Source organism: Mahella australiensis 50-1 BON (assembly GCF_000213255.1).
Lineage (GTDB): Bacteria > Bacillota > Clostridia > Mahellales > Mahellaceae > Mahella > Mahella australiensis.
Window position 1 is genome coordinate 446,334 of sequence record NC_015520.1, and the last position, 14,037, is coordinate 460,370.

Genomic DNA, 14,037 nt, shown 5'->3' on the forward strand with positions numbered 1-14,037 from the left:
TTTATACACCTCTCAATTCGTTAATACTACTTTAAGGGCTTTTTTGGAAGCCATGAGCTCTAGGGCTTGATTAGCGTTGTCCAATGGCATTGTATGTGTTACCATATTACTAAATAAAGGGGGATTCTTGGATATAAGGTGTACGGCGTCGTATAAGTGCGATGTATCGCTGACCCATACGCCTTTTATGATAGCATTTTTCCTTACTATTTGACTAAAAAAATCTATCTGAGCGTAGCCAGTAAACTGCGCAAAGCCCGTAGAAAGATATGTTCCCCCCATGGCCAGGATATCCAATCCCTCCTTAGCGGCATCCGGATATCCTGCAGCTTCTATTACTATATCGGCTCCGCGGCCACCAGTGACCTGCATGATCGTATCGAACCTGTCCTTCTTGGATACCGATTTTCTATCCAGCACCATATCCGCGCCGAATTTTTTACACATATCCAATCGGCTGGCCGTGCCTCCTATAACGATTATAGTACCAGCTCCCAAAGCGCGGGCGAAAGCCACTGCAAATAAACCCAACGGCCCAGGCCCCTGCACAGCTACAGTGGATCCCGGCTTTATCCGACACATATCAAAGGCATGGGCTATCGTAGCGCCCGAACACGATGCTGATACCATGGTTACAGGGTCTGTGCTGTCGTCCAACTTGATTATGTCTGTGTCGGCTGTCAATATTATATGATGAGCATAACAACCGTTAAGATATGGAGGCGTGTCACATGGGTTATTTATGCCGTATGTGATCCGCTCTTGACACAGTGACGGCTGTTTAAGCACCTGACATGCATAGCATCGACCACAGCTTATGCCGCGGTTCCATATTATTAGGTCGCCGGGATGAAGTATTTGGCCATCTACGCTACAATGCTGGCCTTTAATATCCTCAATATATCCGACACCTTCGTGCCCCGGTATCAGCGGTAATTTAACCCTTTTATCCTCCCCATGCCATATATGCACATCGGAGCCGCACACACCAGACGCGGCCAACCTGACCAATACTTGGCCATTTTCTAAATGCGGCACCTCGATTTCTGTTAGCTCCAGCGATTTATTGAAATCTGTCATCACCATAGCTTGAGTTTTCATTAAAGTTTGCTGCTTGGCAGCTTCCCCCTTTCTATCTTACCGATTGCCTTACTACCAGATGTGTATCCAACACGATTGGCTTGGCGTTTTGATGTCCGTCTATCAACCTTATAAGCGTATCCATCGCAGTGGTACCTATATCATAGGCTGGTTGCGCTATGGTTGTCAGCGAGGGTTCGACTATAGTAGCTATATCTAGGTCATCGAAACCTATGACCGATATATCGCCGGGCACCGATAGCCCTCTGCTTTTTATAGCCTTTATGGCATTTACGGCTTTTGGGTCACTGGCGGCGAATACGGCATCCATCTTTATGCCTTTATCCAACAGGTTTAACATGGCATGATAGCCGTTGTCCTGATCGTTTACATCGTTTACTATCAAGCGGTCATCTATGGGAATGCCATGTTCCTTTAAGGCATTTTTATAGCCGTCGAGACGCTGCCTGTATAAGTCTATATCGAGAGGGCCGTTTATGAAGGCGATCCTCGTGCATCCGCGGCTTATCAGATAATCTACAGCTTTATAAGCACCACCTCGGTTATCGACTGTCACAGTGTCCGAGTGGTTGTCGATGCTCCTTATCATAAATACCACCGGTATACCCTGTGATTTTAGCTCCATGATGTGGCTGCTGTCATCTCGTGCTGTAGCGAAGATAAAACCATCTACCCAGCGGTTGGTCAATTTATCTATATAATCTTTTTCTACCGAGAGATCTTCATCTGTATTGCACAATATCAACGTAAAACCATTTTTGCGTGCGGTATCTTCTGCGCCGCGCGTGACGGCAGGAAAAATCGGGTTGCGTATATTGGGAATTATGAGGGCGACGGTGTTCGTGCGCCCTTCTTTAAGGCTTTTGGCCAATATATTTGGCTTATATTTCAATTCTTTTATGGCTGCCCATACTTTTTGCTGGGTTTGTTCATCTACATGGATATTGCCGCTTAACGTACGCGATACTGTGCTGGCAGATACGCCGGCCAGTCTGGCCACATCCTTTAGTGTAGCCATAATTCATCGCCCCTTTCCTACATGCCATCCGTTTTGACCGTAGCTTACCGTAAAATAATGCTGATATTCAGGCAAAGAAGGCAAGGGTATTAAGTCATCCATACTATTGAAGTAGAGATGAGGCCCCCTGCTTTCTTTACGTGCTGAGGCTGATAGTAGCACAGCGATAGCTGTCATTATGCTGTTTTTGACTTCAAAATAGCCGTAAAGCGATTGACCTTTCATATCCGGTTTTATATCAGTTAGCTTATTTATTTTGGAAAGAGCATCGGCCAGTCCATCGCCCGTCCGCATAACCGATGCCTGACGGTTCATAATTTGCTGTACTGCATCGAGTTGTTCCGAGAGCGAAATATCGCTGCGCATCTCTTTCAGCGCTTTTGTGTGTAACTGTTGTCGTTCCAGCCATGATGAGCCAAGGGCCGGAGGCTTTATGGTTTGGCTGCGTGCGGCGGCGGCTTCGCCAGCTATCTTGCCGAATACCTGACCATCGAGGAGTGAATTGCCGCCGGGGCGGTTGGCTCCATGCTGGCCTCCGGCGCACTCTCCGGCAGCAAATAGACCGGCTATAGGTGTATCGGCGTTTGTACGTATTTTTATACCGCCTTGGAAATGCTGCGCAGCGGGCATTATTTCCAACTTTTGCCCGCTTTCGAGATCAATGCCCCGGCTTTTGAGCCACTGTACGGCATTTGGGTTTATTTCCTTCAGGCGCGCTAAAGGATTGTCGTTCCTGTTGCCTTTCATACCAGGTATTTGTATCTCGTCGTCGTAGCGCTTACGATTATCGGGCGATAAGTGGCTAAAATCAAATCCCACGGGATTCTTGGAAAAATCGAGATATACCTTATGGCCCGCATTTATCTCCTTAAAGACGGCTATATCTATAACGTGAGATGGATGTTCATACGAGAGCGGCCAACTGGCCCCTTTTTGGAATACTATATCGTAAATATCATCGTCCGGAATATAATCCGGTAAAAATTCGTGCCCTTCTTCATCTATAAACCTTGGCACTGCACGCATCATGCTGCCTGAACACGCGAGCTTTGTAGTACGCGAACATAGTCCTATCTGTATGAACTCCATATTTACCAAAGGAGCTCCACATTCCAGTGCCAGTGCATAACCGTCGCCTGTGGCACCTTTGGGGAATACATTATCTTTATAGATACGGCCGGCGCCACCGGTAACCATGACTATCGACGATGTATTTACGGCAAAAACATCGTCATCTTCGGTAACGCCGAATGCACCGCATATGCCGTGCCTATTTACCGCCAGCTTATATATCATGCTATGGTCCTTAAACGGCATGCCCAGTTCCAAGAAACGGTTTAACAAGGCTTTTTCTATATCTATTGCAGTATCTGGTCCAGTATAACAAGCTCTCGGGTATATAGAGCCATCGGTTAAGAATTGAACGGGCAATCCGTTCTTTTTGACAAACGGCACGCCCAGCCTGTCGAGGTAATAAAATGCCTCGGCCGAATTTTTAGCCAGTATCTCGGCCAGATCATAGTCCGATACCATGCCGCCTATACGGTATATATCATCCGCATGGTATTTCCATGCATCCGGTCCGCCCGGTAGCGTATGCTCAAGCGTTGCGTGAAATGCCATCCTGTCCGAGCGGGCGTTGGCTGTAGTGCCGCTTTTGCCCAAAGTACCTTTGGTAATCAACAGGACGGAGGTTTCCGGATATCTTTCCTTAGCGGCTATAGCGGCCCTCAGAGCGGCACCTCCGCCGCCTATTACCAACACATCGCAATTGAATACTTTCATGTTCATACCTCGCGCATTTCTACGGCACTTATCGGGCATACCTCGGCACATAGGCCGCAGCCGTCACATATATCCTGCACGATGCGATACGGTTCTGTACTGCTATCTATGGCGTCGAATATGCATAGCGGCGCACATATGCCACATGATGTGCATTTGTCTAATATATGAGCCTTTTTATAGTGACGGCGATCGACGTCTTTAGTGCCCTTTATTGCACCGTTGCTGACCTTGCCGCGGAATTGGTCGACAGCATTATAGCCTTTTTTATTCATCCATGCAGCTAAACCATTGTTCATCTCGTCGATAACACCAGAGCCCTTTAGCATAATGGCCGTGCATACTTGCACCGTTTTAGCACCTGCCAGTATGTATTTTACTACATCGTCGGCGGTCACCGCGCCGCCGCTGGCCGATATATCGACGTGCAATTGCGGATAGGCTTCGCTGATCCATCTTAATGCGTAATATATCGCCCATGGCCCGCCATGGCCTGCGTATCCTCCATGCAGTATTGGAGATTCGACATCGATGTCTATATCCAGGCCGGTAAGACGGTTAAACATAACCACGCCTTTGGCGCCGGCATCCTCTACGGCTTTGGCTATTTGTAAGGGTGCGGTAAGTTGCGGGCTAAGTTTTACTATGACGGGTATATCAATCTCGTTTAAAACCAGCTCGGTTACGCGGATTATCTCACTGGCGACATCGGTACCGCCGCGAAATACTATCGAGCCGTGAGGGCATGATACGTTGAGTTCCAGCGCTGGTGCCCCGGCTTGCTGCATTAAGGCGGCGTAACGTTTCCAACCGTCATCGGTTATGCAGTTGATGCTCGGTATAATAGGAATACTTAGCTCGTTTACCGCTTTTTTTACTTCCTGGGCATATCGATCAGGTCCCCATACGCTGGCCTGCTCATAAGAATAGAATGAAAAAGTTCTATATTTGCCGCCCATATCATGGCGCAATACCTTGTAGCGCGGAGTAGGGGCCTGGCGGCAAATTTCTTCCTCGAAGAGAGATTTCATCACTATGGCTCCTATGCCATGCTGCTCAAGGTTTTTCATAAGCTCCACCGTTTCGGTGATACCTGATGATGCAGCTATGATCGGTGTTTTTAACCTCAATCCTGCGTATTCTACTGAAAGGTCTATCATTGTTAGCACCCCTTTGCAATCGATTGCAACCATTATATCACCGCGCCTAATCAAATGCAAGAGTGAAAAACACTTGCTCTCGGCGGTAGTATGATATATTATTGTCTTATAAAATTATGAGGAGTGAATTGTTATGGGACGTCTTATTATAGATACCGACATAGGGGATGATATAGACGATGCTTTAGCTATTGCTTTAGCGTTGAATTCATCTGAGGTGGAGCTGATAGGTATAACAACTGTGTTTCGCAATGTGAGAGAACGGGCGCGTTTAGCTATAACTGAGCTTAAGGTGTACAATAAAATGAATATTCCTGTACATATGGGTATGGGTCACCCTCTGATAAATGATGTTGATGAAGATGCCATACCGTGCCAATGTGCAGCTGCTGATGATAGTATAGAAGTATTTGATGATAAAAATGCAGTGGATTTTATAATAGATACCTGCATGACCAGTAACGATCCTATAACCTTAGTACCAATAGGGCCGCTGACCAATATAGGCATGGCGCTTCGCATGGAACCGAAATTAGCGCATAAGGTAAAGATAGTGCTTATGGGAGGTTGTATAGGCAAACCTCAGCCTGAATGGAATATAATGTGTGACCCTGAGGCTGCCCATATAGTAATGTCCAGCGGGGCTGATATCACTATGGTAGGCCTGGATGTTACTACAAAATGCCAGATGACGTTGAAGCAGTTGGAGGCTTTTGAACAGAGCTCCAGGGCCGAAGTAAAGTTTCTCTTTGAGTTGATAAAACTATGGGATAAGGCTTTTAATTTTCATATGCCGGTGTTGCATGATCCCTTGGCTGTGGCAGTTGCGTTGGATCCATCGTTGGTAACGGTGCAGCCCATGGATATTGGGATAGAGCTTGGCGGCATATATACGCGCGGTATGACGGTACCGAGAGAGGGCACATCTGTAAAAGCGGCAGTAGATGTAGATGTGGAACGCTTTATGGAGCTCTTTATGACCCGTGTTGCAAAGGACATATAGGTTAACTGTAATTCGTAATATGACAAATTCAGCGTGTGCAATGATATAAATCCTACGCCCGCTACAGGCTTGACATATATACCTCGCTACGGCTGTGAAGCTGGACCACTACGCAATCAAAGATTGCTGTGGTCCTACGCTTCAAAAGCCCGCTCAGTATATATGTCAAGCCTTATGCCACGTAATGATTGCATACTTACAATTCGTTTCGCTTGAGCAAGCTAACGCCGGCAATTCGCTACGCAATATTTTAAGGCGTTCTCCGGCTTTATATCATTTGCATCGCTTTATATCGCCTGTTTCAGTCATATATTACGAATTACAGATAGGTTAAAAAAAGAGGTGTGATTATGTATAGAGGGTTGGAAAAACGAAAGTTGGGTAATACAGGCAATGGGGTTACGTTTATAGGATTCGGCGCCTTGGAAATAGGACGCGACTGGGGATTGGGAGATGATGCCGAAAGGAGCCGTCCCGATGAGCCAAGCGCCTGCATCGTATTAAACGGCATATTGGATCTGGGTATAAATCTCATCGATACAGCTCGGGCTTATCATAAAAGCGAGGAACGAATAGGCAAGTGCATATCGAACAGGAGGGCTGAGTATTTTCTGGCATCCAAATGCGGAGAACATAGCGATGAACCAGGCACGTATTACGATTTTAGCTATAAGGCAGTTAAGGATTCTATAGATTATAGCCTAAAAATGCTCAAAACCGATTGCATAGACCTTATGCAGGTACATTTTGGTCCCAATCCCCAGAAGGTACTAGATGACGGAGAAACGGTGGCAGCTATGAAAGATGCGCAAAGAGAGGGTAAGATACGTTTTTTGGGAGCCTCAGCCGGCGGCGATATAGCGCGTCAATGCATAGAATCTGGCGATTTTGATGTGATGCAGATGGAATATAATCTTATTAATAGAAGCGACGAGAAACTTATAGAATTGTGCGGCCAAAAAGGGATAGGTGTATTGGTAAGAGGAGGACTGGCAGCAGGGAGGCTTACATCGCGGGTTATACCTCATCTTTCGGAGGACATAAGCGATAAACAAGAGATAATGCGCTTACTGGCTTTAGTGGATAACGATGGCGATAAACTGGCCGCTATGGCACTTGCGTTTCTATATAGCAATCCTAATATAAGCTCGGTTATTCTAGGGTCCAAAAATCTTGACCATATACGCCGCAATTTTGATCTGCTGGAACAAGGCATAGATCAAAATCTGCTGGCGAGGTTGTGAGATGGTTTTATGCGTATAGCCGTTGTGGATGGGCAAGGTGGTGGCATAGGCAGGCATATAGTAGATAAGCTGCGGCGGGAGTTGCCTGATGAAACAGAGATATTGGCACTGGGCACAAATGCATGGGCTACTGCACAGATGCTAAAGGCCGGGGCCAATGATGGTGCTACCGGCGAAGCTGCTATAATATGGAATGTCGATAAGGTCGATGTTATAACGGGCACTGTAGGTATATTGATGGCACATGCCATGATGGGCGAGCTTACACCTGCCATAGCGTGTGCTGTTGCTGCCTCCTCAGCCCGGAAGATATTGTTGCCAGTAAATCGTTGCGGTGTGGATATAGTAGGCGTGGAGGCTAAGCCTCTTCCTCATTTGATAGATGATATGGTCGAGATGATAAAAGCCGTGGCGGAGGTGAGATGATCGTGTGCGAAGCCGATGTGTATATACTGGAAGATGGTGAGGAAATGCTGTTTATAAAAAGTGCCGATACCATTACGCCTTATGATGACCGCCTTATAATAAAGGATATATTCGGTCACAAGGAGATCATAAAGGCGCGCATAAAAGAGCTGCGATTGGTAGATCATCAGATTATCATAGAGAAAATTTAAAAAACCAAAGGAATATAGTTAATACGCCCTTGATTTCTTTATCAAAAAACAGCACTGTGGCGATGTGATATTTCATCGTCACAGTGCTGTTTTTTGCTGAACCATTCATGATGGATAATCAATAATATTCGTATTTCGATTGACGAAAACACATCGAGATGATATTATATACAAGGATAATTTTGTGCATTATCCCCGAACGTATTATACTCCGTGCCTTAAAGAAAGGGGATAAAGACATGGATAACAGATATGATGTTATCATAATAGGTGCCGGTCCAGCCGGCATATTCGCTGCTATAGAGCTTGTAGAACGCAGGCCCGGCATTAGGGTGCTCATGCTGGAAAAAGGTAAGCCTATAGCCGACAGACAATGCCCCAGCGGCAATAAAAGTTTGCAATGCGCTCAATGTCGTCCTTGCTCCATAGTGAGCGGATGGGGTGGAGCAGGTGCTTTTAGTGATGGCAAGCTTACACTTACTACTGAATTTGGCGGCATGCTGAATGAGTATATATCAGAACAGGAACTGCGAGATCTCATACAGTATGTCGATAAGATATACGTGAAGTTTGGCGCTCCTAAAGAAGCGCACCCTTTGGTCGAAGATAAAATAGAAGATATAAAACGCCGTGCTGCCGCGGCCGACTTAAAATTCATACCAGCCATCATAAAACATCTGGGTACCGACCGTTGCTTTCAGATTCTCAAAAATATAGAGGAATATTTGCGGGGGCGCGTGGATATATTGACGTTGACCTCGGTGAAGGATATATTGACGGAGCGCGGACGCGTCGTAGGCGTTAAGACCGAAGATGGCGATGTGTATTGTGCGGATTATGTTATAGCAGGTCCAGGCAGAGAGGGTGCCGAATGGTTCCAAAAGCAAACCAGGAAGTTAAAACTTAAGACTGTAAATAATGCCGTAGATATAGGTGTGCGCGTAGAGGTGCCGGCCGTAGTAATGAAAGAATTGACCGATGCTGTCTATGAATCCAAGCTATTATATTACAGTAGGTCATTTGACGACAAGGTCAGAACATTTTGTATGAATCCATACGGCGAAGTAGTGGTAGAGAATAACGATGGTATACGGACGGTGAACGGCCATAGCTACGCTGATAAACGCACCGATAATACCAACTTTGCTTTGTTAGTGAGCAAGGATTTCACCGAGCCGTTTAATGCTCCTATTGAATACGGTAAATATATAGCGTCTCTGGCTAATATGCTGGGTGAAGGAGTACTGGTTCAAAGACTGGGGGATTTGCTCGACGGTAGGCGTTCTACTCCTGATAGGATAAAAAAGGGCCTGGTGGAACCTACATTAAAGGATGCTACACCTGGAGATCTGAGCTTAGTGCTGCCTTATAGGCATTTAATGGATATAATAGAGATGCTGCAGGCTTTGGATAAGATCGCGCCCGGTGTATATTCGAAACATACATTGATGTACGGTGTGGAGGTAAAGTTTTATTCGGCCAGAGCGGAGTTAAGCCGGCATCTTGAAACTAAAGTGGAGAATCTATTTGCAGCAGGCGATGGTGCAGGTGTTACGCGCGGCCTGGCACAGGCATCGGCATCGGGTGTCGTGGTGGCAAGAGCCATCCTTGATAAAATGGGCTTAAAAAGTTTATAGAGGAGTATGATGAGAATATGGCATGTATGGTAATAATAGGCGCTCAGTGGGGCGATGAGGGCAAAGGTAAAATAACCGATTATATGGCTGCTCGTTCCGACGTGGTGGTCCGCTATCAGGGAGGGAATAACGCGGGTCATACTGTGGAAACCGATGCCGGGCAATTTAAGCTGCATCTGGTGCCATCGGGTATCATGTACAGCGATAAAATATGTATAATAGGCAATGGCCTGGTTATAGATCCGGCAGCCCTTTTAGAAGAGATGGATTATTTAGCAGCGCGTGGCATATCGCTGGACAATCTCTTGATCAGCGATAGGGCACATATTGTATTTCCATATCATAAATTGTTGGATTCGTTATCGGAAAAAAGCCGCGGCGCCGATGATATAGGCACCACCCTTAAAGGCATAGGGCCTTGTTATACAGATAAGATAGCTCGAAGAGGATTGCGCGTATGCGATATGATGGATGAAAGAGTATTTGCAGATAAGCTGAAAATAGCCATAGAAGAGGCTAATCTTCTGATCGAAAGGGTGTATAATGAACAGCCCGTTGATTATGATAAGGTGCTCAATGAATATTTATCCTATGTGGAGCGACTGAAACCGCATGTGGCGGATACATCCGCTATATTATATGACCTTATAAAATCCGATAAAAATGTATTATTTGAAGGGGCTCAGGGTACATTGCTCGATATAGATATGGGTACCTATCCATATGTCACATCCTCCCATCCGATATCAGGTGGGGTATGCGTAGGCGCCGGTATAGGCCCCACCGTGATAGACAGCGTTTTGGGCGTTGTTAAGGCATACACCACGAGGGTGGGCAAAGGCCCGTTCCCTACAGAATTAAATGACAGCATGGGGGATGCCTTGAGGGAAAAAGGCAACGAATATGGTACTACGACGGGTCGCCCGAGGCGATGCGGCTGGTTCGACGCTGTAATAGCCCGCTACGCTGTGAGGGTCAACGGCTTGACGTCGCTGGCTTTAACCAAATTGGACACCTTGGGTGGCTTTGATAAGATAAAGATATGTGTAGGTTATGATAAAGGAGGCAGCATGATAAAAGAATTTCCCGCGTCGTTGGAAGAACTCGCCGAATGCATGCCGCTATATCAGGAAGTGGATGGATGGAAAGAGGATATATCAGATATAAAGAGGTATGATGATTTGCCCGTTAACGCCCGCAGGTATGTGGAGCTCATAGAGTGTTTATGTGATGTGAAAATATCGATGATAGCCGTTGGCCCTAAACGTCAGCAAACCATAGTGCGCCAAAACATTTATTAATTATTGGCTTCTTATATATAGTCGGCCCGGAGAGGATCGATGATCCAAACCGGGTTTATATTAATGCGGTTGATAGGGGGCAAGGGGATGAGTCAGCAGGTTAATGCATCGGTTGTGTATAATATGCGGTTGCTATGGACTGCTATACAGAGGTCTTGGCAGCGTAGCGTAAAAAAGGAATTGCACCCTCGTGAGCTAAAAGGTACTAAAGTCCTATCCGTAAAAGAAATAACGGCTATAAAGAAAGAAAAAGGCCATTTTTTGGACTTTATATCAGCATATTTGGATTATATCGAGTTTTTGGTTATGAGCAAGCCGTATTCTATAATATTTTGTGATGGATATGGTATAACATTGAACCATCGCGCATATGGCATAGATATATTAGTTCAGGAAGGCATGATATGGGGCGAAGATTACATAGGCATTAATGCTATGGGAACGTGTTTGAAAGAAGAAACGCCTACGATGGTTATGGGGGAGGAACACGACTGGGATTTCTTGAAGGATAAAGCTAGCTTTGCTGTACCGTTATTAGACATAGATTGCAATATAATAGGGGCGTTGGGTATTATATTGACGCTTAATGATGGCGATCCTGCTATAATGGCACTTATGATTATGATGGCCGATATGATTTCAAAGCATTGGGCGGTTGATAAGGAATTGTTGTTGCTGAGAGATAGGCTGGCGGCCTCGGAGCGGGCGGAGGAAAATGTGCAGAACAACGCCTCGGTGCTTTCGCACGAGGTGAGAAATTCTATTTCCACGCTGGGCGCTTACATACAGCTATTGCAATTGGACAAGCTGGTAGACGATGAGAGGGCCAATAAAATGCTCCAAGAAATGGCGCGCGTAAACCGCATGATGCAGGATTTTAGGCGCCTAACTAAATATATTAAGTTCAAATTCAGCAACTTTAATATAAATGCTGTGCTCAATAAGGTTATTGAATTTATATTACCTAAGGCGCAATTAAAGGGGATAGAGATTATAACCGAGTTAGACGACCGGGAGATTTACATAAACGGTGATATGGATGCTATAGAGCAGGTATTTTTGAACTTACTGGAGAATGCTATACAGGCTATAGAACGCGACAGAGGCCATATATGGATTAAATCGATGCGCAGCAATGACAGCGTAAAAATTATAATAAGAGATGACGGCTGCGGTATATCCGATGAAAATAAAGCAAACCTGTTTAAGCCGTTTTTCACCACCAAGGCCTCCGGATCGGGCATAGGTTTGGCTTTCTGCAAAGATGTGCTCAAAGCCCATGGAGGCGATATAACAGCGGAAAGCCAGGAGGGAGAGGGCACATCATTTACCATAACATTGCCTTTGGGCAATCGCATATAAAATGCGAATAATCTATGCAAGGTGCTATTATATATAATAGAGCGGTAACTATTCGACATAAGTGATGTAGAACGACTGCGTAATTCTATAAGAAAGAGGGGACATATGAAAGTATATTATATGACTCAGAAAACCATAAAAACCTTATTGCTCATAGCTGTTGCGGTTATATTGGGTATTGCGGCATGGGACGCATGGCATACACACTCAGCTCAAGGCCCGCAATATAACAATGTAACACCGCTTTTACCGTCTGCTGCCTCAGAACGAACAGAAGGCTTGAATCATTACACGATAGACGTGAACCTGGATGCTAAAAATCATAAGCTGCACGCTGTACAAAAAGTAATATATACTAACAAGGAAGATACAGCTTTAAGGGAATTATACTTTCATCTATATCCCAACGCTTACAGGTCTCAAGGGACAGCGCCGTTTGAAAATCAGGATATGGCCAGTGCCTATCCGAATGGCTTTTCAGCAGGTGGTATAGATATAAAATCGGTAAAGATAAACGGTAAGTCGGTTTCTTTTGAAGTAACTGGTCGGGATAATACCGCTATGAAATTGATATTGCCGTCTTTACTTCAAAGAGGGAGGAAACTTGAAATAGATATGGAATACGATATTATCCTCCCTAATAGCGTTGGTCGTTTTGGATATGGGGATTATACGTTTAACATAACCAACTGGTATCCTATATTGGCTGTATATGATAAAGGCGGATGGCATACCGATCCTTACTATGCTATAGGTGATCCGTTTTACAGCGATATGGCTGATTATGATGTGACTATAACTGCACCTTCATCGTTTACAATAGCTTCCACAGGGGCGATAACAGGCACTGATAAACAGGGCGATAAACAGCACTGGACTGTATCAGCCAAAGCCGTGCGAGATTTTGCGTGGGTGGCCAGCGATAACTTCAGCGTTTTGCAAGAGGAGGCAGGCGACACGATGGTGCGTTCATATCATTTTTCGCATCAGTCCGGCCAAAAAGCGCTTGAGTATGCATCTGATGCTTTGTCAATATTTAACGATGCCTTTGGCCTTTATCCGTATGGGCAATTTTCAGTGGTACAGGCGGATTTTTTCATTGGGGGTATGGAGTATCCTAACTTGGTCATGATAGATCAAACCCTTTATACATCTATGACGCGAGACATATTGGAATATGTAGTTGTCCATGAGACGGCACATCAATGGTGGTATGGTGTAGTGGGCAACGATGAGGTCAACGAGCCATGGCTGGATGAAGCGTTAGCTGAGTATTCAACCATAATGTATTTTGAAAAAAAGTACGGGCAGGAGGTGAAAGACAAGGTTTTTAATAATATGGTAAAAGCCAAATATAATACGTTAGATCAATATATCTCTCAGGGGGAGACCGATGAAGCCATATTGCGTCCAGTATATGAGTTTGAAAACGAGTATGTGTATGATATTCTGGTTTACGGCAAAGGGGCTATGATGCTGGATGCTTTACGCCAGAAGGTAGGCAATGATGCGTTTGACAGTATACTGAAAGAATACTATAAGCAATGCGCTTTCACTAATGCAACCACCCAAGACTTTATCGAAATAAGCAAAAAAATAAGTAAAATGGAACTGGATGATTTCTTCGATGAATGGCTTATTCCTCGGGGCGATGATCAAATGTATATTTTGGCAAGTTAGCGTTTACATTATATATAATAATAAATTTTGATAAAAAGAAGGATTTTTTAATTTTATGGCGAATTAATAATATTGTAATATCGCGCAATAATTTTGTAATATTTGAAAGGGGTAAAATAAAATAAACTA

The 14,037-nt window shown here is 44.9% G+C and carries 12 protein-coding genes; 8 read left to right on the forward strand and 4 right to left on the reverse strand.

Features of this window, described 5'->3' with window-relative positions; translation table 11 throughout:
* Positions 1 to 12 precede the first annotated feature (12 nt).
* Genes MAHAU_RS02020 through MAHAU_RS02035 form a run of 4 tightly spaced genes read right to left on the reverse strand, consistent with a single transcriptional unit; the run spans position 13 to position 5,064 of the window.
* Complete coding sequence (locus tag MAHAU_RS02020; RefSeq protein ID WP_013780058.1) at positions 13 to 1,101, reverse strand: zinc-binding dehydrogenase; 1,089 nt, start codon at positions 1,099 to 1,101, stop codon at positions 13 to 15.
* Positions 1,102 to 1,132: 31 nt separating this feature from the next.
* Positions 1,133 to 2,119 (reverse strand): LacI family DNA-binding transcriptional regulator, encoded by a 987-nt coding sequence (locus MAHAU_RS02025; protein WP_013780059.1) that lies wholly within the window; start codon positions 2,117 to 2,119, stop codon positions 1,133 to 1,135.
* Between the two features lie 3 nt (positions 2,120 to 2,122).
* Positions 2,123 to 3,904, reverse strand: a complete 1,782-nt coding sequence (locus MAHAU_RS02030) for an FAD-binding protein (RefSeq protein ID WP_013780060.1) — start codon at positions 3,902 to 3,904, stop codon at positions 2,123 to 2,125.
* A gap of 2 nt (positions 3,905 to 3,906) precedes the next feature.
* Positions 3,907 to 5,064 (reverse strand): 4Fe-4S binding protein, encoded by a 1,158-nt coding sequence (locus MAHAU_RS02035; protein ID WP_013780061.1) that lies wholly within the window; start codon positions 5,062 to 5,064, stop codon positions 3,907 to 3,909.
* 133 nt (positions 5,065 to 5,197) lie between these two features.
* Between MAHAU_RS02035 and MAHAU_RS02040 the strand changes: the two genes are divergently transcribed.
* The 8 genes from MAHAU_RS02040 to MAHAU_RS02075 all read left to right on the forward strand — a co-directional run bounded on the left by MAHAU_RS02040 (position 5,198) and on the right by MAHAU_RS02075 (position 13,908).
* Entirely contained in the window at positions 5,198 to 6,067 is an 870-nt protein-coding gene (locus MAHAU_RS02040; protein WP_013780062.1) for a nucleoside hydrolase, read from the forward strand.
* Positions 6,068 to 6,417: 350 nt separating this feature from the next.
* The gene (locus MAHAU_RS02045) at positions 6,418 to 7,311 is read left to right on the forward strand and encodes an aldo/keto reductase (RefSeq protein WP_013780063.1); all 894 of its coding nucleotides are present in this window, start codon (positions 6,418 to 6,420) and stop codon (positions 7,309 to 7,311) included.
* A 9-nt stretch (positions 7,312 to 7,320) separates the two neighbouring features.
* Positions 7,321 to 7,737 (forward strand): DUF3842 family protein, encoded by a 417-nt coding sequence (locus tag MAHAU_RS02050; protein WP_013780064.1) that lies wholly within the window; start codon positions 7,321 to 7,323, stop codon positions 7,735 to 7,737.
* On the forward strand, positions 7,734 to 7,928 hold the full coding sequence (locus tag MAHAU_RS02055; protein WP_013780065.1) for a CooT family nickel-binding protein: 195 nt from the start codon (positions 7,734 to 7,736) through the stop codon (positions 7,926 to 7,928). The genes MAHAU_RS02050 and MAHAU_RS02055 overlap by 4 nt, the downstream gene beginning before the upstream one ends.
* Before the next feature lie 239 nt (positions 7,929 to 8,167).
* A complete protein-coding gene (locus MAHAU_RS02060) occupies positions 8,168 to 9,565 on the forward strand; it encodes an NAD(P)/FAD-dependent oxidoreductase (RefSeq protein ID WP_041643775.1) in 1,398 nt (465 codons plus the stop codon).
* Positions 9,566 to 9,582: 17 nt separating this feature from the next.
* Entirely contained in the window at positions 9,583 to 10,866 is a 1,284-nt protein-coding gene (locus tag MAHAU_RS02065; protein WP_013780067.1) for an adenylosuccinate synthase, read from the forward strand.
* An 87-nt stretch (positions 10,867 to 10,953) separates the two neighbouring features.
* Positions 10,954 to 12,228, forward strand: a complete 1,275-nt coding sequence (locus MAHAU_RS02070; protein WP_171804953.1) for a sensor histidine kinase — start codon at positions 10,954 to 10,956, stop codon at positions 12,226 to 12,228.
* Between the two features lie 105 nt (positions 12,229 to 12,333).
* Positions 12,334 to 13,908, forward strand: a complete 1,575-nt coding sequence (locus MAHAU_RS02075; protein ID WP_013780069.1) for a M1 family metallopeptidase — start codon at positions 12,334 to 12,336, stop codon at positions 13,906 to 13,908.
* The last annotated feature ends 129 nt before the right edge of the window (positions 13,909 to 14,037 follow it).

What these genes read in the sequence shown, in the direction of transcription:
- MAHAU_RS02020 (WP_013780058.1), bottom strand. Translation starts at nt 1,101, where the DNA reads ATGAAAACTCAAGCTATGGTGATGACAGATTTCAATAAATCGCTGGAG.
- MAHAU_RS02025 (WP_013780059.1), bottom strand. Translation starts at nt 2,119, where the DNA reads ATGGCTACACTAAAGGATGTGGCCAGACTGGCCGGCGTATCTGCCAGC.
- MAHAU_RS02030 (WP_013780060.1), bottom strand. Translation starts at nt 3,904, where the DNA reads ATGAAAGTATTCAATTGCGATGTGTTGGTAATAGGCGGCGGAGGTGCC.
- MAHAU_RS02035 (WP_013780061.1), bottom strand. Translation starts at nt 5,064, where the DNA reads ATGATAGACCTTTCAGTAGAATACGCAGGATTGAGGTTAAAAACACCG.
- MAHAU_RS02040 (WP_013780062.1), top strand. Translation starts at nt 5,198, where the DNA reads ATGGGACGTCTTATTATAGATACCGACATAGGGGATGATATAGACGAT.
- MAHAU_RS02045 (WP_013780063.1), top strand. Translation starts at nt 6,418, where the DNA reads ATGTATAGAGGGTTGGAAAAACGAAAGTTGGGTAATACAGGCAATGGG.
- MAHAU_RS02050 (WP_013780064.1), top strand. Translation starts at nt 7,321, where the DNA reads ATGCGTATAGCCGTTGTGGATGGGCAAGGTGGTGGCATAGGCAGGCAT.
- MAHAU_RS02055 (WP_013780065.1), top strand. Translation starts at nt 7,734, where the DNA reads ATGATCGTGTGCGAAGCCGATGTGTATATACTGGAAGATGGTGAGGAA.
- MAHAU_RS02060 (WP_041643775.1), top strand. Translation starts at nt 8,168, where the DNA reads ATGGATAACAGATATGATGTTATCATAATAGGTGCCGGTCCAGCCGGC.
- MAHAU_RS02065 (WP_013780067.1), top strand. Translation starts at nt 9,583, where the DNA reads ATGGCATGTATGGTAATAATAGGCGCTCAGTGGGGCGATGAGGGCAAA.
- MAHAU_RS02070 (WP_171804953.1), top strand. Translation starts at nt 10,954, where the DNA reads ATGAGTCAGCAGGTTAATGCATCGGTTGTGTATAATATGCGGTTGCTA.
- MAHAU_RS02075 (WP_013780069.1), top strand. Translation starts at nt 12,334, where the DNA reads ATGAAAGTATATTATATGACTCAGAAAACCATAAAAACCTTATTGCTC.